Below are 21587 nucleotides of genomic sequence, written 5' to 3' on the forward strand. Positions count from 1 at the left end.
CGAGACATGACATGGACGTTCGCCAGTTCGCCTTCCTCGCGCGCCAGCCTTCTGCTGCCGTAAAAAGCCGCACCCACTTCCTGGGGCTGCCTAAACGTGGGTTGGCGTTGATCCTGGCCAACGCCATGTTCTGGCAACCGCTGCTGGCTCAGGCGGACGGCATCGTGGTCAGTGCACCGGGCACCACGCTCGCGCAAGCGGGCAATGGCGTGCCGATCGTCAACATTGCCGCCCCCAACGCCAACGGCCTGTCGCACAACCAGTTTCATGACTACAACGTCGGTGCCAACGGGGTGATCCTCAACAACGCCACCGACCGCACCCAGTCCACCCAGTTGGGTGGCATCATCGTCGGCAACCCGAATTTCCACGGCAGCGCCGCCAACGTCATCCTCAATGAGGTCAACGGCGGCAGCCCTAGCCAGTTGCGCGGCTATACCGAAGTGGCGGGGCAGTCGGCCCATGTGATTGTCGCCAACCCCTACGGCATCAGCTGCAATGGCTGCGGTTTCATCAACACCCCGCAAGCCACGCTGACCACCGGCAAGGCCGTGATCGAAAACGGCCAGATCAACCGCTATCAGGTTGACCAAGGCACTGTTGCCATCGAAGGCGCCGGCCTGAATGCGAGCAATGTCGACCAGTTCGAAATCATCACCCGCGCCACCACGATCAATGCGCAGATCCAGGCGAAAAAACTCACCATCGTCGCCGGTCGCAATGACGTTGATGCACGCACCCTGAATGCCACCGCGCGAGCCGCGGATGGCAGCCAGGCACCGGACCTGGCCATCGACTCGTCGGCGCTGGGTGGGATGTATGTGGGCGCGGTCAAGCTGATCGGCACCGAGGCCGGTGTTGGCGTGCGGTTGTCGGGTGACATGGTGGCCGGTGGCGATATTCGGATTGACACCGCAGGCAATGTGATCATGGGGCAGACCTCGGCCGGTACGGCGCTGGCGGTCAATGCGGCCAGTGTGCAAGCCAAGGGCGCAGTGTATGCCGGTACCGATTTGTCGGTGAAAACCCAAGGCGCACTGACCAACCAACAAACCCTTGCCGCCAAGGACAGCCTCACGCTGGACGCGGGCGGGCGATTGACCAACAGCGGGATTATCGAAGCCGGCGTCAACCCCGACAACAGCCGCAATGCCCAGGGTGATGTGCGCCTGACAGCCCAAGCCATCGATAATACCGGCAAGACCATCATTGCCAGTCGCGACCTCAGCCTCGATACCGGCGAACTCACCAACCAGGGCGGCACCCTGAGTGCTCAGCGCAATGCGCAGTTGAGCGCCACGAGCCTGGACAACCAGAACCAGGGCCGAATCTTGAGCGCCGGCAGCCTCGGCGTGAACGCGGGGCAGTTGCTCAACAGCCAGGGCGGCCTGTTGACCAGCAGCGCAGCACTGACGGCAACGGTCGGCCAGTTGATCAACCGTAACGGCGAACTGTCGAGCCTCGGCCAGGCCAGCTTGCAGGTGGCGATGCTGGATAACGTGGCAGGCCTGGTGTCGGCCGGGCAAACCTTGAACCTGAATGCCAGTTCCGCCATCAACAACCAGGCCGGGCGGATCGCTGCGCACCAGGCCGTGCAGTTGAATGCCGCTTCCCTGGACAACAGCCAACAGGGATCGCTGACCAGCCAAGGCACGCTCGCTGTTGAACTCAGTGGCAGCCTGGCCAACCAACAGCAGGGCCGTATCGAGTCCAGCGGCAACGCGACAGTCAAGGTCGGTGCGCTGGATAACCAGCAGGGTGGGGCGCTCACCAGCGGCCAGGCCCTCGACCTGACGGCGGGCGTGGTGAATAACAGCGGCGCTGGTCGGATCGCCAGCGCTCAAGGCTTGAACGCGAATCTCGGCAGCCTCGATCAACACGACGGCGGGCGTTTATACAGCAACACCGACTTGAGCCTGAACCTCAACCAGGGTCACCTGGACAACCGCAACGGGCTGATCAACGCCGCTGGGCAGTTGACCCTTGGCAACCTCAACAGCGTGGATAACCGCCAAGGTGAGATTTCCAGTGCGCGGGCGTTTACCGTCGTCGCACGCACGGTCGATAACGCGGCCGGCAAGCTGCTTAGCGACCAGGGGCTGACCCTGCAGATTGCCCAGGTCTTGAATAACGGTGCGGGGCTGATTGCGGCCGCCGACCTGCAAATCGATGCCGCCGGCCTGGTCAATGACCAGAACGGCAGCCTGAACAGTCGCGCTGCGCTGAACGTTCGGGTCACGGGGATGCTGGATAACCGTGGCGGCAGCGTCAGCGCTGTCGGTGCGAGCCAGGTCAATGTGGGCAGCTTGAACAACGGCGGCGGCAAGGTCTTGAGCGAGCAGTCGCTGATGCTGGCCGTTGCCCAGGCGTTGAATAACGCTGCAGGCCGGGTGAGCGCCGCATCGTTGCAGGTACACGCCGGCAATCTCGATAACAGCGGCGGTCATCTGGTGGCGCAGAACGGCCTGACCCACGACGTCGACGCCACACTGCTCAACCGCAATGGCGAAATCCTGGGCCGCGATGTGCGGCTCACGGCGGGCGTGCTGGACAACGCCCAAGGTCGGATGCAGGGCGACACTCTGCTGAAGATCAACAGCGGCGACCTGAGCAATCGTAATGGCACCTTGGCAAGCAGCCAGACCCTGCAACTCACTGCGGCCAGCCTCGACAACACCCTCGGCAAGCTCACCAGCAATGCCGCGCTGACCGCCGCCATTGCCGGTCACCTGCTTAACCAGAGCGGGTTGTTCAGCGCAGGCACCGACCTGCAACTGAGCAGCGCCGACCTGGACAACCAGGGCGGCCAGCTTAGCGCCGGCGGCGCCCTGCAATTGCGCACCGGATTGCTGGATAACAGCAGCGGCGGGCGCATCAACGGCCAGCGCCTCAGCGCGAATGTGACCGGCCTGGACCAGCACAACGACGGTCGTCTCTACAGCCAGGGCGACTTGAGCCTGGACCTCAATCGCGGCCATCTGAACAACCAGGGTGGGTTGATCAATGCACCGGGGTCGTTACTGTTGAATAACCTCAACAGCGTCGACAACCAAGGCGGGGAAATTTCCAGCGCCACCGGCTTCAGCCTGCAAGCGGACAGCCTGGATAACACCCTGGGCAAGGTTTTGAGCGAGCAGGCCCTGACCTTGCGTATCGCCCGCGCGCTGGCGAACGCCAAAGGCCTGGTGTCGGCCACGAGCCTCGACGCCCGGGCTGGGAACTTGAGCAACCAGGGCGGTAAATTGACTGCGCGTACCGCGTTGAACCTCGGCGTCGATGGGCTGTTGGATAACCGCAGCGGCGAGTTGCTGGCCAATGACCTGGCGTTGACCGCCGGTTCACTCGACAACAGCGCAGGGCGCGCCCAAGGCGATCGCAGCGTTGCCCTCAGCAGTGCTGCCCTGATCAACCAGCACGGCACCCTGGCGGCCGGCGAGACCTTCATCCTCAATGCCGCCAGCCTGGATAACAGCGCAGGCACACTGACCAGCGACGGCGCCCTGACCGCCGTGATCGCCGGGCAGTTGCTCAACCAGGCAGGCTTGCTGGCTTCGACCGGTAATCTACGCCTGAACCTGGGCAGTCTGGATAATCAACGCCAGGGACGCATCAGCAGCAAGGCCGACCTGACCCTCGCCGGCACCACGCTCGATAACCGCAACGGCAACCTTGCAGCGGTCGGCGTCTTGAAAGTCAACGCGGCCAGCCTGGATAACCGCCAGGGCAGCGTGTATGCCAACCAGAATCTCGACCTGGCGTTGAACGGTGCCCTGAACAACAGCCAGCAGGGACGCTTGCGTGGTGATGCCCAATTGGGCCTGAAGGCAGGCCAGGTGGATAACAGCGACGGTGGGCGCATCAGCGGCGGGCAGTCGCTCAGCGCCAGCGTGACGGGGTTGGACCAGCACAACGATGGTCGCCTGTTCGGCCAGGGCGACGTCAGCCTGGATCTCAATCGCGGCCATCTGAACAATCAGGGCGGCGCCATCACCGCACCGGGTCAATTGCGGCTGAGCAACCTCAACAGCGTCGCCAACCAGGGCGGGGAAATCTCCAGTAGCCGGGCGTTTACCCTGGCGGCCGATGCGCTGGATAACCGCAACGCCAAAGTCCTCAGTGAACAGGCGCTGACCCTGCGGATTGCGCGCGCCCTGGACAACACCCTGGGCCTGCTGTCCGCCCAGGCGCTGGACCTGCGTGCCGACAGCCTGGACAACCTCGGCGGCACACTCAGTGCGACTGACGGCCTGGCGGTGCAGGTCGAGGCTGCGCTGGACAACCGCAACGGTAAACTGTTGGCGCGCACCGCCTCGGTCAATACCGGCTCCCTGGATAACCGAGAGGGCTTGCTCCAGGGCGATGCCACGCTGAACCTCACCAGCCTTGGTGCCCTGGATAACCGTCAGGGCCTGGTGTTTGGCGCCCAGGCGCTGGACATCACGGCGGCCAGCCTGGATAACAGCAGCGGCAAACTCTATTCCAAGCAACAACTGGCCGTGTCGGCCAAGGGCGCGTTGGGCAACGCTCAAGGCACGCTCAACAGCGATGGCACCCTGGTGCTCACGGCCGGGCCGGTAGACAACAGTGCCGGCGGGCGCATCACCAGCCAGCAGCAACTCACGGCCTCCGTCACGGGGCTCGACCAACACAACGATGGCCGCCTCTACAGCCAGGCGGGTGTGAGCCTGGACCTCAACCACGGCCACCTGAACAACCAGGGCGGCTTGATTCATGCCCCCGGTACGCTGCTGCTGAACAACCTGGCCAGCGTGGATAACCAGGGCGGCGAAATCTCCAGTACCCAGGCGCTGAGGTTCAGCGCCGACAGCCTGGATAACCGCGCCGGCAAGTTGCTCAGCGAACAAGGGTTGATCGTGCGCATTGCCAAGGCCCTGGACAATACCAAGGGCCTGGTTTCCGCCACTGGCCTGGACTTGCGCGCTGATCGCCTGGTGAATGCCGAGGGTTCGCTCAAGGTCCGCGACAACCTGACGGCGCAGGTCGACACGGCACTCGACAACCGCCAGGGCGAAATCCTCGGCGCAAGTACCACCCTCACGGGGGCGTCGCTGGACAACAGCCAAGGGCTGATCCAGGGCGACAACCGGCTCACCCTTGAGCACTCGGGCGCGGTCGCCAACCGCAACGGCCGCCTTGTCACGGGCCAGGTCTTGAACCTGAGCGCCGGCAGCCTCGACAATACCCAGGGCAAGCTCACCAGCGACGGTGTCCTGAATGCGTTGATCAGCGGTCAGTTGCTCAACCAGGCGGGGCTGTTGGCCGCCACTACCCAGCTGCAATTGACGGCTGCCAGCCTGGATAACCAGGCCAAAGGCCGTATTACCGGCAAGAACCACCTGAACCTGAGCGTCGGCCAATTCGACAACCGTGGCGGCAGCGTCGCGGCGGTGGGGCAATTGCAGGTCAACGGCACCACGCTGGATAACCGTGACGGCGGCCTGCTCAACTCAGGCCAGGCCATGACCCTGGCGGTGGACACGCTGGATAACCGCGCCGGGGAAGTCTCCAGCGTCACCGACCTGACGCTCACCGGCCAGCAGTTCGACAACAGCGCCGGCGGGCGCCTGTTGGCCAACGGCGACATGCAGTTGACCCTGCAGCGCTTGAACAACCAGCTAAAGGGCATCATCTCCGGGCAGCAGTCGCTCAACCTGAACGCCGCGCAATGGGACAACAGCGCCCAGGGCAGCCTGTACGCCAAGCGCAGCCTCGGCATCACCTTGAGCGATCACCTGAATAACCAACAAGGTGCGTTGCGCAGCGATGGCGACCTGAACCTGCATGCGGCCAGCCTGGCCAATGACAGCGGGCGTATCAGCAGCGCCGCACCGCTGGTACTGACCACCTCGGGCGCGATCAGCAACCAGAAAGGCGAGTTGCTCAGCGCGGTCGCCTTGACCTTGACCAGCGCCAGCCTCGACAACCTGGGCGGGAAAATCATCGGTGACGGTGCCGTGCAGGTCACCACCGGCGCTTTCAACAACCAGCAGGGCGGACGGCTGATCAGCGCCGAGCGCCTCAACCTGGCGGCAGGGCAGGTGGACAACCGTGGACAGGGTCGCATCGCCAGCGCCAACACCCTCACCGCCAGCATCACCGGGCTTGACCAGCGCGGCGGTGGCCAGCTTTACAGCACGGGTGCGCTGACCCTGGACCTGAACAAAGGCCACCTGAACAACGCCGCAGGCTTGATCAGTGCGCCAGGCCAGCTGTTGCTCAAGAACCTGGCGACGGTCGCCAACCAAAGCGGCGAGATCTCCAGCAAACAGGCGTTCACCCTGGCCGCGCAAAGCCTGGATAACACCGACGGCAAAGTGCTGAGCGACCAGGCGCTGGACCTCAAGATCGATCAGGCGTTGATCAACCGCAACGGCCAGGTTTCTGCGGCCGGGCTCACGACTCAAGCGGCAAGCCTGGACAACAGCGAGGGCGTTTTCAGCAGCTCGAAAGACCTGAGCCTGGCGTTGGCCGGTGACCTGCTCAACGTCGACGGCGAAGTCTCGAGTGCCGGCGCCAGCGTGGTCAACGCCATGACCTTGAACAACCACAACGGTCAGGTGATGGGCGATGTCAGCCTCGACCTGGCGATCCAGGGCGCACTGGTTAACCAGGCGGGCACCCTTGGTGCCGCCCAGCGCCTGCAAGTCACGTCGGCGAGCCTGGACAACAGCCAGGCCGGCAGCCTGGTCAGCGATGGCAGCCTGCGCGTGAAAGTCGACGGTTTGCTGGACAACCAGGCCAAGGGCAGTGTGATGGCCAAAGGGCTCATGGACATTCAGGCGGTGAGCCTGGACAACCGTGGCGGGCGTGTTTCCGGGCAAAACCTGCTGACCCTGCGCGGCAACAGCCTGGATAACCGCGCCGGCGCGATCCGCGCCAACCAGGACCTGAACCTGTACCTCGGCCAGTTGGACAACCGCGAGGGCGTGCTCAACAGCAAGCAGGCCCTGGGCATCACGGGCCAGTCGCTGAGCAATCAGGGTGGCTTGCTCAGCGCCGCAGGCCCGGTACGTCTGGCGCTGGAAAACGCCAATAACGACAAGGGGCGCATCGCCAGCCAGGCCGACCTGGACGCTACCATCGGCATCTTGACGCAACAAGGTGGCGAGCTGGTTGCCCAAGGCAATCTGGCCCTCACCGGCACCCGCCTCGAGAACCGCGACGGTGCTTTGGTCGGGGCCACAAAAGCACTGAAACTCAAGGTCGATAGCGTCGATAACCGGGCCGGCGAAATCTCCAGCCAGATAGACGCCGAGCTCAGCGGCCAGCGCTTGGACAACAGCGGCGGCAAGCTGCTGGCCGGGACAGCGCTGCAATTGGCCGTGGCCCAGATGATCAACCAGGCCAAGGGGCTGGTGTTCGCCCAGGATGCACGCTTGACCGGCACGCGCCTGGATAACGCCCAAGGCACCGTTGCCGGCCAGCGCTCGCTGGCGATTCAACTGGCAGCGGGGCTGGATAACAGCTACGGCAAGATCAGCAGTGAAGGGACGTTGCAACTGCTCGGCCAACGCATCGATAACACCGGCGGCAGTGTTTCCAGCGCCGGTACGCTGGACATCAGCAGCGCCAATGAGCTGCTCAACCAGGGCGGTATCCTCGAGACCGCCCAAACCCTCGCCCTGACCAGCGCGAGCCTCGACAACAGCCAGCAGGGCCTGATCAAAAGCCAGGGCGCCGCGACCCTGGACACCGGCCTGTTCAACAACACCGTGGGCGGGCGCCTGATCAGCGCCGACAGCCTCGACCTCAAGGCGGCCCAGGTCAGCAACGCCGGCCGCATAGCCAGCGCCGGCAGCCTGAACGCCAGCCTCACCGGCCTCACCCAGCAGGGTGGCGAGTTGTTCAGTAACACCCAACTGAACCTGGATTTGAACCACGGTGACTTGAACAACGCCGGTTTGATCAATGCACCGACCCTGGTGCTGAAAAACCTCGGCAACCTCAACAACCAGAACGGTGAGATCTCCAGCCAGAACGCCTTCACCCTGGCAGCGCGCAACCTCGACAACAGCAACGGCAAGCTGATCAGCAACCAGGCGTTGACCCTGCGCATCGACCAGGCCCTGGCCAACCTCAAAGGCCGTATCAGCAGCGCCGGCCTCTACAGCCGCAGTCTCAGCCTGGACAACACTGAAGGGCTGGTCAGCAGCCGGGGCGTCCTGGACCTCAGTGCCGGCGAGCTGATCGATAACCAGCGCGGCACCCTGATGGGCGACGGCAAGGTGTTACTGGCCAGCGCCAACCTGGACAACCGTGGCGGCGAAATCGCCGGCAAGGCTGAACTGACGGTCAACGCGAACCGCCTCGACAACCAGCAAGGCCAGTTGATCGGCACCGACACCCTGCACCTCAGCGGTGCCAGCCTCGATAACCGTGGCGGCCTGGTCGGCGCCACAAAAGCGCTGACACTCGACGTGGCCGGCATCGACAACCGCGCCGGTGAATTGACCAGCAAAGCCGACGTCAACGTCACCGGCCAACGACTGGATAACAGCGACAACGGCCAGGTCTTCGCCGGCAGTGGCCTGAACCTCAGCGTCGATCAACTGCTCAACCGCCACGGTGGTCAACTCAGCGGCCAGCGCCTGATGCTGACGGGCACCAGCTTGGATAACAGTGGCGGCAAGCTCCTCAGCCAACAACCACTGCAAGTGGAACTGGCCGGCGACCTGGACAACAGCCAGGGCTTGCTGAGCAGTGAGGGGACCCTCGACGTCAAGGCGCGCAGCCTCAACAACACCCAGGGCAGCCTCTCCAGCGCACAGGGCTTGAGTGTCGAAGTCACCGGCCAACTGAACAACCAGAACGGTGAACTGGTCACCGATGGCGCCCTGGTGCTGCGCAGCACCGGCCTGGGTAACCAGCAAGGTAGCCTGAGCGGTAAAGGGCCGATTGCGGTCACCACCGGCGTGCTGAATAACCAGGGCGGGCGCCTCAACAGCGGCGACACGCTCAACCTGAGCGCCGGCCAACTCAACAACGGTGGCAGCATCGGCAGCGCCAAGGCGCTTACGGCCAGTGTCACGGGCCTGGACCAGCAGGGCGGCAAACTCTTCAGCAACACCCGCCTGAGCCTCGACCTGAACAACGGCCAGTTGAACAACCAGGGCGGTCTGATCAATAGCCTCGGCCCGCTGCTGCTCGACAACCTCAATGCCGTCAACAACCAGAACGGCGAAATCTCCAGCGCCCAAGCCTTCACCCTGGCCGCGCAAAGCCTGGACAACAGCAACGGTAAACTGCTGAGCAACCAGGACCTGACGCTGCGCCTCGCCCAGGCACTGGCCAACGTCAAGGGCCTGATCGGTGCGGCCAGCCTCAACGCACAGGCAGGCTCGGTGGACAACCGCGGCGGCACCCTGACCAGCCGCAGCGACCTGCAGCTGACCAGCGAAGGTCTGCTCAATAACCAGGACCAGGGTTTGATCAGTGCCAAGCAGGCGCTGACCCTGACCAGCGCCAACCTGAACAACCAGAACGGCAGCCTGCTCGGTACGGCAGGCGTCACCCTCAGCGCCATGGCGCTGGACAACCGTGCCGCCGGCCTGATCAACAGCCAGGGCACCCTCAACCTGAGCGCCGCCAGCCTGGACACCGGCAGCGGCGGTGAGGTCTCCGCCAAAGGCGCGATGGACCTGAACCTGAGCGCCCTGAGCCTGGCGGGTGGCCGTGTCATGGGTGAACAACGCGTCACCCTGGACCTGAACAACAACGACCTGGATAACCGCAACGGCTTGATCCTCGCCAAAGGCCCGTTGACCCTCAACCGACTGCGCACCTTCAACAACCAGAACGGCGAACTGTCCAGCCAGCAAAACCTGGCCCTTAGCACCGGCACCCTGGATAACAGCGGCGGCAAGCTGATCAGCAGCCAGGTGCTGACCGTCAACGCGACCCACCTGCTCAACCAGAACGGCCTGGTTTCCGGTTGGCAGGGTCTGAACGTCTACGGCGGGCGCCTCGACAACCGCAACAACGGCACCTTGTCCAGCCGCAGCGGGGCAGTCGACGTGGGCCTTTCCGGCGAACTGCTCAATGGCGGTGCTGGTGCCTTGGTCAGCCAAGGGCAACTGAGCGTACGGGCGGCCAGCCTCGACAACAGCGGCGGCATCCTGTCCAGCGGTGCCGGGCAAAGCCTGGTCATCAGCGCCGGGCTGAACAACGCCAACGGCGGCCTGATCGACAGCGGCGCCGACCTCGACCTGCAAGCCGCCACCCTCGATAACCAGGCCGGCACCGTCAACGCGCAGCAGGCGCTCAGCGTGACCGGCACCGACCTGCACAACCAGGGCGGCACGCTCGCCAGCAACGGCCGCTTGACCCTCAACCTGCTGAGCATCCTCGACAACACCAACGGCAAGCTGGCCAGCGCCGGCCCGTTGCTGCTGCAGCGCGCTGTCCAGGTCAACAACCAGGGCGGCCAGATTGCCAGCCAGGGCCTGCTGACGCTGCTCACCGGCGGCCTCGACAACCGCCAGCACGGCACCATCGCCGGCAAGGACCGCGTAGCAATCACCAGCACCGGCGTCCTGCAAAACGACGCCGACGGTTTGATCTACAGCCAGGGTGCAGACCTGCAAGTCAAGGCTACCAGCCTGAGTAACCGTGCGGGCGTGGTACAGGGCCAAAGTGGCTTGAGCCTGGATGTCAGCGGTGAGCTGGATAACCAGGATGGCAAGCTTCTGGCGCAAACCGGTGATGTCAGTGCCAAAGCCAATACCCTGAATAACCAGGGCGGCACACTCGCCAGCCTCAAGGGCCTGTTGGATGCCAACGTGGCTGACAGGCTGCTGAACGGCTATAGCCAGGTCGACAAGGCCGGCGTGATTCAGGGCCAGCGCTTGAACCTGATCGCCGGCAGCGTGGATAACCAACACGGGCGTATCGCCGCGCAAAATGGCGACGCCGTGGTCAACGCCAATTATTTCGCCAACGCCTACGGCGGCCTGTACGCCAAGGACCTGCTGCGAGTCGGCGGTGCGGGGCTGGACAACAGCTTCGGGCAAATGGCGGCGAACCGGGTTGAACTGGGTCTCAGCGGCCAACTTAGCAACCACTCGGGGATTATCGAGAGCGACACCCTGCTGAACGTGCAAGCCGGCAGCCTCGACAACCAGGGCGGCCAATTGCGCGCCATGGGCAGCGGCGGCAAGACCGACTTCCAGGTCGGCGGCGTATTCGACAACCGCAACGGTCGCCTGGAAACGCGCACCAGCGACCTCACCCTCAATGCCGCAAGCTTCCAGAACCAGGGCGGCAGCCTGCTGCACAGCGGCAGCGGCACGTTTGATATTGCCACCGCGAACCTGACCAATGCCGGGGGCACTGTCGTCACCCAAGGTGGCTTGACCCTTGCCGCTGATACCTGGACCAACAGCAGCGTGATCCAGGCTGGGCGTTTGACGGTGAACGTCAATACCTTGAATCAAGCCGCAGGCGGCCAGTTGTTGGCGTCTGACAGCTTCGTAGGCAGTGGTGGTAACTGGAACAACGATGGCTTGATCGCCAGCGATGGCACGGCCCAATTGACGCTGGCCGGCAGCTATGGCGGCAATGGGCGTTACAGCAGCGTGGGTAACCTGGGCCTGAGTGCCGGGCAAGTGAACCTGAGCACGGCGGCGAGTATTGCCGGCGGACAGGACAGCACGATCAACGTGGGCGGCCAGTTGACTAACGCCGGGCGTCTGACCTCGGCCAACACCATGACCGTCACGGCAGCAGGTGTCAGCAACACCGGCACACTGGCGACAGGCGCCAATCTGACCCTCAGCAGCAACACCCTGCTCAACAGCAATGGGTTGATCACTAGCGGCGGCGACATGCAGTTGTTGGCCACCCGCTTTACCAACACCTATGCCGATGTTTACGGGCTGGGTAATGTCCTGATCGCCAAAGATGCCAGCCAGACCAAAGCCGATTTGCTGGATAACCGTTCGGGCACCGTCGAGAGTGCGAAAAACCTGACCGTCAGTGCCATGACCGTCAATAACGTCAGGGACGTGTTGGAGTATTCGGGGCATGAAAAAAGTTCGGTCAAGATCACCGAACTCGACTGCAACCTGATCCCAGGTGCGGGATGTGACTTCCGCAGCAAAGGCCGTCGAAATGGTCTGTGGCAAATCGATGAAATCGATCGCTTGAACGTTACCCGCAGCAGCGTGGCCTCGGCGCTCAGCAGCGGCGCTGACATGCAGATCGACGCCCAGACGCTCAACAACCTGAGCAGCACCATTGCCGCCACGGGCAACCTCACCGCCAACGCGACCACTATCAATAACCAGGGTGTGCAAGCCCAGGAGATCAAGACCACCCGCACGTATTGGAACTTTGTCACGCAAATCTTCCAGGCGCTGCCGGCGGCCGCCAACTTCAATGCAAAAAATAGCCCTGCGCCCTCGGCGACCGTCGAAGCAGACCTCAGCTATTTCCTCAGCCTCATGGGGGGCGGCAAGCTTTCCGAAAAAACCACCACGCTCAATAGCGATGGCCAATCCTACGATGCGGTCATCCAGGCGGGGGGCAACGTCGCACTGAACGCTGCCCAGAACATCAACAACAGCGTGGTGCGTCCTTACTACGCCTATGTAGCAGCCGGCCGCACGAAAGCCGACACAGGCGCAGGAAGTGGCTATTCGACGGCGATCTCCATCAATTCGCAGTTGCCTCCCAACCTGGCCCAACAGCAAGTGAACCCCCTCGCGCTCCCGGGCTTCAGCCTGCCCACCGGCCAGAATGGTTTGTTCCGCCTGAGCGGGCAGGGCGCCAGCAGCGGGCAAGCGGCTCAAGCTAATGCCGGGCCTCAGAGCTGGACCCTTGGCGCCGCCAGCGTCGGTTTGGCGCAACGCCAACAGACCCTTCCTGAAACCCAGGGGCGGACGATTCAGTTGGAAGAGGTCACCCAGCTCTCCGCCAACAGCCGACAGGTATCGGTTACGGCCCGCGAGGCCAGCGGAATCAACGCCAGGGCCAGTGCCGTTAACATCGCCGGCATAGGCAATGCCGATGCGGTCACGCTGCAACCTGGCCGTACCGGCGGCGGCGATATCACCCAGGTCGATGGCATCAACACCCAAAACCCTGTTGAAGGCTCGCGGCCGACGGTTGATGTCTCTCGTCCGAATGTCGACCTGTCTGGCCTGACACCCGCCGAGCGCGACGCCCGTATCGTGCTGACCACACCCGATGGAACATCGTCTGGCGGCACTCGCCCTGACCAGAACGTCCCAAGCCTCTCAACTGCCGATCGCGCAACCAGCGTTGTAGCCGTTGCGCCGAGTAGCACGCGCCCCGACCTTGACCTGCCGGGCCTGATCCCACAGGCCCCTGTTGCACAGGTTAGTGTCGTCGCGCCGCAGCCATCCGTGGTGGTTCCGGTGGCGCCTCTGCCACGAGAGACCCCGTCGGTCACGCCGCCAGTCGATCAGCCTGGTGCAAGCGTCAGCAGCCGACCTGCCGTGGTCGCAGTTGTGCCATCTGCGGCTGAACCGACTCCGGTTGCCAGCCAGACCGTCAACCGGGTGCAGGGTCTTCCAGACAAGAGCGCGGTGTCGCAGCCGCACAAATACTTGGTCGAAACCAACCCGGTGCTCACCGGCATGAAGCAATTCATGAGCTCGGACTACCTGCTGTCCGGGCTGGGCTACAACCCGGACGAGAGTGCCAAGCGCCTGGGCGATGGTTTCTACGAACAACGCCTGGTTCAGCAAGCCGTCGTCGCACGTACCGGCCAGCGTTTCCTCGATGGGCAAACCAGCGACGAAAAGCTGTTCAAATACTTGATGGACAATGCCATCGCCAGCAAGCAAACGCTGAACCTGGCGGTAGGTGTCAGCCTGAGCTCCGAGCAAGTCGCGGCGCTGACCCACGACATCGTCTGGCTGGAAAAAAGCGTGGTCAACGGCGAAGAGGTGCTGGTGCCGGTGCTGTACCTGGCCAACGCCAACAACCGCCTGGGGCCCAACGGCGCGCTGATTGCGGGCAATGACGTCAGCCTGATCGCCGGCCAGAACCTGAACAACGTCGGCACCTTGCGTGCCGGCAACAACCTGTCGGCCAAGGCCGGCAACGACCTGGTCAACAGTGGCTTGATCGAAGCGGGCAACCGACTGGACCTGCTGGCGGGCAACAACATCGTCAACAAGGCCGGCGGCATCATTTCCGGACGCGACGTCACCATGACCGCCGTAAATGGCGACGTGATCAACGAACGCACCGTCACCGGCCACGACAGCAGCGATGGTGTCATCAGCGAACACAGCGACTTTCTCGACAGCGCCGCACGTATCGAAGCGGCCAACGACATGAGCATCAGGGCCGGCCGCGACTTCTCCAACCAGGGCAGCGTGCTGCAAAGCGGGCGCGACACCACCATCCAGGCCGGCCGCGACCTGAGCTTCGGCTCAGTGGAGCAGATCAACAGCAACGCGAACCTCAGCGCCCGCAACAACAGCCGCTCCGTCACCCAGAACGGTTCGTCGGTGACGGCGGGTCGCGACCTGTCAGCGATTGCTGGCCGCGATCTGACAGCGATTGCCAGCCAGATGGATGCCAAGCGGGATGTGGCGATGTCGGCGGTGGGCGACCTGACGATGGCTTCGGCGGCGGACGAGCAGCATTCGGCGTTGAACCTGAAGAAGGTGAAGGCGCAGGAAGACCATGTGAGCCAGGTGGGCACGTCGGTCAAGGCTGGCGGGGATGTTTCGCTGAGTGCTGGCAAGGACCTGGCGATGATTGCCAGCCGCGTCAGTGCGGGGGATGAAGCGTATTTGGTGGCGGGTGGAAAGCTGGGGTTGCTGGCGGCGGAAGACAGCGATTATTCGCTGTATGACATGAAGAAGAAAGGGAGCTTCGGGAGCAAGAAGACTCAGCGGGATGAGGTCACGCAGGTCACCAACATCGGGAGTGAGATCACGACCGGGGGGGATCTGACGCTCAAGAGTGGTAGTGATCAGGTGTATCAGGCGGCCAAGCTTGAGAGTGGGCAGGACATTACGTTGGATAGTGGTGGTGGTATCACATTTGAGGCCGCCAAGGATCTGCATCAAGAGAGCCACGAGAAATCCAACAACAACGCATTCTGGGTATCGGCAAAGGGCAAGGGCAACACCGACGAGACCGTACGCCAGACCCAAATGGTGGCTGAGGGCAACATTGCGATCAAAGCCGTTGAGGGCCTGAAGATCGACGTCCTGCAGGTAAACCAGCAAACCGTCAGCCAATCCATTGATGCGATGGTCAAGGCAGACCCGCAGTTGGCTTGGCTTAAAGACGCCGAAAAACGCGGTGACGTGGACTGGCGCCAGGTCAAGGAAATTCACGATAGCTTCAAATACAGCAACTCGGGGCTTGGGCCGGCGTCGCAGATCATTATTGCGATTGTGATGGCGACAGTACTGGGGCCGATGGCAGCTACGGCTGCGGGAGGAAGCGTAACGGGGGCTGCTGTGGGGGCCGTTGCGTCCGGGGCTGCTACCAACGCCACCGTGAGCGTTATCAATAATCGGGGCAATTTGGGGGCGGTACTCAAGGATGTGACTTCTTCGGATGCGATGAAGGGGTATGTCATTTCAGGCGTCACAGCTGGTTTAACTGCCGCCTATTTTGATGGTTGGACCGGAACACATACGGATACGGCTACTGGCCAAGTTATCGGTCCGAAGTTATACACCGTGAACGGTGTGGGGCAGTTCGCCGCAAACCAAGTACTTCAAAATGGCACCTCTATGCTGCTGAGCAAAGCGCTCGGGCAAGGCGGTAGTGCCAGTGACGCGTTGAAAAGTGCACTGTTCAATACCTTGGCCGCCGCCAGCTTTAACGCTGTGGGCGATTACACCAAAGGCGTAGTCGCTGATGGTTCTGTGCCGAAAATTGCCATTCATGCCATGGTCGGAGGGTTGCTGGCAGAGGCGACAGGTGGAGATTTCCAAACAGGTGCCTTAGCCGCCGGGGCGAACGAAGCTTTGGTTGCGGACCTTAACAAACTGGTTAAGGGCGATGGGCGCTTATTGACCATGAGTTCTCAAATCGTTGGCGTTTTGGCTGCGGCTGCTCAAAAGGATGTGGATGCTAGCAAACTGGAGAAAGGGAAGTGGATCGCGCAGAACTCTACGCAGTACAACTTTTTAGGTGATCACTCTGCACCGGAACGGGATAAAGCCCGGGAGGACTTTGAGAGAGACCGAGGGATAGGCGCCGCTAAAAAACTTGTTTCCTTGGAGGGGGCTGATCAACGCAGCGACAATTTGCTGGCAGCCTACAAGAAAGATCCTGGGTCTTTATCCAAGGACGATGTATCCGAGTTAACGGCCTATCTTCAGGTCTATACCTATGAGCAGGTAGCGTCAAAAGGCGAAGCAAAGGCACGTCTAGACCTAGAGAACCTGTTGAATAATGGGCCGACCCCTACTACCGATTTCTATTACGCAGGTACCACCGAGGCAAAAAATGCCTACGGTGACACCGCTCGCGCTGAACTGGGGTGGCTAGAGAAGCTCTATTGGTCCCGCGACAAAAGCGCCAACGAATTGACTTACAAGGACGCCAAAGGTGTCTTACGAGAGAGTTACGAGCAGCAAGGTCTTGCGAATATCGGCAATCCTGCCATTTATGGACTTTCTGGTCCTTTAGGCGCTACTGTTCGAATTGCTGCTGCAGCCGATGGGGTGCTTCAAGCCGGTTACGGTGCAAACCAGGCTATCAACGGTGACGGATGGAATGCTGCGGGTAATATTCTATTCGGGACGTTAGCGGTTGCGGGGCTGGGGGTTCCTGGGGCTAAGCCTGGTGTTTTCGGTGCAAAAGGTGCCGGTTCTAGTGGTTTCAGTGGCGGTAAACCATCTATTGTTGATGACCCATATAGCCCGAATGCTGTTACTGAAAGGTCTAGCGTAAATAGAGATTATTATGGTCGGGAAAATGCTGCCGATGAGTTTTCTGCTGGTCTTCCAGATTATGCAACGCATTCAACAGCAAAGAGCTATCAGTCAACGGCGCCAAGAGATCTGAACGAGCAGACTTTGTGGAACAGAGTGACAGAAAATCCCTCTGCCGGCCGTGATACAAAACTAGCGGGCGATAAAGACTTCCCGCGGAGTGAGGGATGGAAAAAAATGGAAGTAAGTCACCGTCTACCTAGCGGAGAAAATATAACCATCCACTACCAGTACAACTCCGTAACCGGTAAAGCATACGATATGAAAATTACTACGCCGCAACAGCTGCCCCCTGTGCTGCAGCCCGGTAGGACTATTGAGTGATGTGGATATGATTATTCGAGAAATTGGGCGAGAAGAGCCTGTAAAGGTGTTTGGGATTTACTGGATAGAGAACGAACGGTTTTACTGGGTCATTCCTTATGATGGCTACGGTGGCCTGATGGCACTCAGCGATAGAGAAGTCAATGTTGTTGACTCTTCTTTGTCAAGTGATCTCATCCTCTGCAAGGATGGGGGGGGAGGGGACATGATTCTGCATTGGGCAGCGGAAGATTTGATTGAAGAACTTGTGGAGCGTGATCCGCTAGCAATGGTTGAGTTCTTAGAACGCATAAAAGGCTGATGGTGAAAAAGGGACACGTGAGATTGTTGTGCGCAGCGACGATGACTTCAGCGCAGCGGTCAACGGAAACGGTAGGGCTAAAGCATATATTAATGAAAACGGCGAATTGGTTCCACCTAACGTCAACGGGACCGGCAGCGTCCAAACGCACGTGCGCGGTGGCAATCCTGAGAATTCGCCCTATATATCTGTTACTGATCCAAGTGTAGCGTCGACCCCGAAAGACTATGGTTCTGATAAAATTGAGATCGATGTGAAGCGCTTAAAGCAGGACATTGATTCTGGTAATCTGCCAGGTACCAAATTTTTGTAAAATCAGCAAGTGACAGCGGAGTTGCAATCGAAAGTGGATGCGGCCCGGGCAAGGTACACAAAAAATCCGTCTGAAAATAACAATGATTCGTTGATTAATGCTGAGAGAGATCTTAAGAACGCTACGCGCGATGGGGAATGTTTGATTAAGGGCTGTGTACCGGCTGACTATATTAAGAAAGTAAAAAAATAGGTTTATATGGACCCGAAAACATACGAACTATTGAATAGCGTTCCTGAGCATGCAGATTATGCTGTGACTGCAGGAGATTTGGATCCAGAGGATATTCCACCGGAAAGAATTGGCGCTGTGCTAAATTTGCTCCGTCATACGAATAATAAAGAAGAGCACTTTTTGGCTGCGAAACTGCTGACCAGTTGGGGGCTCTGTGAAGGTCTAGTCGCCTTAGAAGGGGATATGGAAAAAAACGAATGCATCGAAGGAGCATACCCCCACCGACTATATGGTTACGACGACACTTATCACCAGATAATCTTAGCTGTAACTCGATATTTTGCCAACGTGGCTGATCGCGGGGGAACTGAAGCGGCTAGAACGCAAATTTACTCTCCTCTATCGAAAATTATTTCGTTGGCGAGTAGTAAGCCGTTCGAAATAGCCAAAATTTTTGACTTTGTGAAAAGAAAGAACTATTTGGAATATGTGCCGCTTATTGAAGTTCACCTTGTTGCTATAATCGATCATCCGGAATTACATCGTTGGAAAATTTTTGATGCTATTGAATTCTTGATGGATTTTAGACCCGATTTCGTTTTGTCTCTGCTTCAAGAAAAGAAAAAGTCAATTGATGATTTTAGGCATGTGAAATAGGGTACAGACCCTGAGGGATCCCCACAAATCTATCTCAGGCCCTGCGCTTGAGGGAAAATAGGGGTCGGACCACGATTTTGCGTTTTTTAGAGTTCAGCAGACTTGCTCTTTAAAAATATAAAGAATGATGGTCTGGTGCCTATTTCCCTCTGGGCGGAGGTGGCTCCTCTGATGCTTGCTTGACCAAAACCCCTATTAAGCCAAAACAGTAATCCCCCACGCCGAATACAACAGTGCTTTCTTTGTTTTTTCCGTTGCCACGTCATCGTTTCTTTACGCAGGTCTAAAAGTTCGGCACCAGGCTATATGTTGACACGGCACAGCCCAATAGCAAAAACACCGAGCCGCCGTTGGGCGTTACGACGGCTCGGTACTGCGTTAAAGGCTTAGCTGCCCGCTACTGCTGCCTCCCGCTCCATCAGCTTGTCCATCAGCAACACCCCCAACTCACTCAACTGGTGTATTGCCAGCGCTACATCGCGTGGTTTCCCGGTCAGGTCCTCGGACAGGTCGAGCAGCAAGGCGCTGACTGAGGAAAAGGTTTCGTAGCTGTTGGTGATCAGGGTTTCTGAGCTGGTGTCGGGGGCGACACTGAATAAACCCGGCGGCGGCTGAGGTGCAGCCGTTTCTGAATTGAGGTAGTGATCTATGGCGCGATGCGCCGCCTGATTGAGTTTCAGGTCGGGCTTACTTGGAGGATTAGGCGTGACTTTGAACATACTTGGAATTTCCCACTTTAGGGCCGCCACCTCTGAGCTACTAAACTAAGGGGTGGCAGCTGTGCGCAGGTTAGTAGACCGGGGAATTCCAAGAAAGCCGGCGCGCCCGAGGACGCCCTGCACACAGCCACCATAAAGCACGGACGTTGTCGCCCGACAGATGAAGCTTATGCACTGATTGGAATAACCCCAGGCTACTAAACCCGATCGCTGAGTTTTCAGCGACCGAGCAACCTTAGAGACGCCCACTCAAGCGCACAAGCCGGCGGATTCTGACGCAAGCGTAGGCAAGGGAGCAAGGCGCTGTCGCCTCGGACTTTCCTGTTTCAGGGCTTGTTGTAGGAAATGTACTCATTCGGCAAAACAATTGGGCGGTCATTACCCTTTGGCGACACTCGCCCGCCACTGCGCCGGCTGCTCCAGCCGCTGCGCCGCATGCTGTGTGGTGGCTTGCGCGGTATACGCTTGGCTGGCGACTTCACCGATCGCTCGCAGTAGTTGGAAAATAGGGGGCATACCACGCTTTTGTGTTCTTTAGAGTTCAACAGAGTTGCTATTTAAAATTATAGAAAGAATGGTGGTCTGACCCCGATTTTACTCAAAGATGGAGGAGTCCAGCTCAAGTATGGCGATCCTGATGGCGTAGCAGGATTGGTCGTGAATGTAGATAAAGCGGGAGTGCTGGGATTTGAAATTCGTGCAGCAAAGAATCATCCCTACTACGATGCATCAGGCACTGATATGTTTGCCAGCGCAATGCAACGCCTCGGCAATGAAGGCGTCAAGGTCAATCAAATCCGTGGGGCTTGGGAGGCGGGTACTGACAGCGTTAACACTGCTCGTTATCTCGAGAATATTGCCAATGGAATGTCAAAAGAAAATGCTGCTTTGAATACATGGACAGGCCAAATAGCCCAAAAGTACGGATACGGAAAGGTTGAAAAAATTGAAACCATTGGAGATATCAATTGTGTCACCTTTAAAAAATAAGTATTTGTTAGCCCAGTTGCTGGAAGGAAAATTGCCGAGCACTGTACTGAGCTTTATGTTAGAGGCTGATCCTGAGTTGGATAAGTATGTTTTAGCAAATATTTTTTTGGAAGAGTTTGATCGTTTGGATAGCAAGGTCCTTCCTGTAATATGGAAGTGGAAGAGTGCCAAATCAATCATGGGTATTTCTGACCAACAATTTGATGAGGCAATACTCGCGCAAATGAGGATGGCAGGTTATACGGTATAGTTAATAATAGGGAGGGTCTCAACCGATTTCATCGAAAATAGGGGGCGGACCCTGAGGAGTAAATAGGGGTCAGACCACGATTTTGCGTTTTTAGAGTTTTGGTAGAGTTGCTCTTTAAGAACATTGGAGAATGATGGTCTGACCCTATTTCTTTTGGAAATCACCTAGTCAGCTAGAGTTATTTAATTCATTGATTAAGAAGGTTAGACCAGTTGGGGAATAGTTTTGAATGTTTCTAGAGATGGCGATGTGAGAGGTGTTCTGATTGATTATCTTTCAAATGATAAGATTGAAGATGGCGAGTGCTATTTTGAAAGTGTCTCGAATTTGCTTTCTGAGTATCTTCGTCTTGAATGTTTAGGAGATATTTGTTTTTATCGACGTGAAATCGATAAAGCAATAAAATACTATGAGTCCTCTACACGTTTGGCGCCAGAGCGAGCAATCGCAAGATATCTTTATATTGCAGGAGTTAAAAATGAGAGGTTAGGGAACTTTGTGGACGCTTTTAAATATTATCAAGCGGCTATTGAAACCGAACCTTCATTTGTTGATTCCTACGTGGAGCTTGGAGGTCTTTTAGTGAAAATTGGTGATTTTGAAGGCGCCTTGAAATGCTATGAAGATGCTTTGGAAATAAAACCAAGGGATTTGATTAGTTATGAGAATTTAATTTTGGTTTTGACGAGGCTTTATGAAGGTGATAATGAGCGTTATAAAGTTGAATTTCGTGCTGCTAAGTCAGCTTATGAGGAGCTTGAGCGAGCCGGCGGGCTAATCTCTTCAGATAAGTTCGGCAAGTGGTAATAATGAAGCATAGGGGGTGGGCCCTGCTTTTGTGTTTTTTAGAGTTCAGAAAAGTTGCTATTTAAAAATATAAATAATGGTGGTCTGACCCCTATTT

Annotated in this window: 9 protein-coding genes; 7 read left to right on the top strand and 2 right to left on the bottom strand. The window is 58.9% G+C overall.

Features of this window, described 5'->3' with window-relative positions; genetic code table 11:
- The first annotated feature begins 11 nt into the window (after window positions 1-11).
- The 4 genes from DK870_RS29665 (at window position 12) to DK870_RS14420 (ending at window position 18724) form a co-directional block, all read left to right on the top strand.
- Window positions 12-17279, top strand: a complete 17268-nt coding sequence (locus DK870_RS29665; protein WP_256679854.1) for a filamentous hemagglutinin N-terminal domain-containing protein — start codon at window positions 12-14, stop codon at window positions 17277-17279.
- Between the two features lies 1 nt (window position 17280).
- Entirely contained in the window at window positions 17281-17580 is a 300-nt protein-coding gene (locus DK870_RS14410) for a hypothetical protein (RefSeq protein ID WP_372241673.1), read from the top strand.
- A gap of 28 nt (window positions 17581-17608) precedes the next feature.
- On the top strand, window positions 17609-17893 hold the full coding sequence (locus DK870_RS29670; RefSeq protein ID WP_256679856.1) for a hypothetical protein: 285 nt from the start codon (window positions 17609-17611) through the stop codon (window positions 17891-17893).
- A 198-nt stretch (window positions 17894-18091) separates the two neighbouring features.
- A complete protein-coding gene (locus DK870_RS14420) occupies window positions 18092-18724 on the top strand; it encodes a hypothetical protein (RefSeq protein ID WP_161548937.1) in 633 nt (210 codons plus the stop codon).
- Between the two features lie 386 nt (window positions 18725-19110).
- On the opposite strand, the gene DK870_RS14425 is transcribed toward DK870_RS14420, so the two are convergent.
- Complete coding sequence (locus DK870_RS14425) at window positions 19111-19443, bottom strand: DUF6124 family protein (protein ID WP_161548938.1); 333 nt, start codon at window positions 19441-19443, stop codon at window positions 19111-19113.
- Between the two features lie 378 nt (window positions 19444-19821).
- Window positions 19822-19959: a hypothetical protein gene (locus tag DK870_RS29350; RefSeq protein ID WP_178126870.1), complete on the bottom strand. Its 138-nt coding sequence runs from the start codon at window positions 19957-19959 to the stop codon at window positions 19822-19824.
- 141 nt (window positions 19960-20100) lie between these two features.
- On the opposite strand from DK870_RS29350, the gene DK870_RS14430 reads away from it, so the two are divergent.
- The 3 genes from DK870_RS14430 to DK870_RS14440 all read left to right on the top strand — a co-directional run bounded on the left by DK870_RS14430 (window position 20101) and on the right by DK870_RS14440 (window position 21490).
- Window positions 20101-20433: a hypothetical protein gene (locus DK870_RS14430; RefSeq protein ID WP_178126871.1), complete on the top strand. Its 333-nt coding sequence runs from the start codon at window positions 20101-20103 to the stop codon at window positions 20431-20433.
- Entirely contained in the window at window positions 20414-20683 is a 270-nt protein-coding gene (locus DK870_RS14435) for a hypothetical protein (RefSeq protein WP_161548939.1), read from the top strand. The genes DK870_RS14430 and DK870_RS14435 overlap by 20 nt, the downstream gene beginning before the upstream one ends.
- Before the next feature lie 225 nt (window positions 20684-20908).
- On the top strand, window positions 20909-21490 hold the full coding sequence (locus DK870_RS14440; RefSeq protein ID WP_161548940.1) for a lipopolysaccharide assembly protein LapB: 582 nt from the start codon (window positions 20909-20911) through the stop codon (window positions 21488-21490).
- Window positions 21491-21587: the final 97 nt, after the last annotated feature.

The organism is Pseudomonas sp. Q1 (genome assembly GCF_009935975.1).
Taxonomy (GTDB): Bacteria; Pseudomonadota; Gammaproteobacteria; order Pseudomonadales; family Pseudomonadaceae; genus Aquipseudomonas; species Aquipseudomonas palleroniana.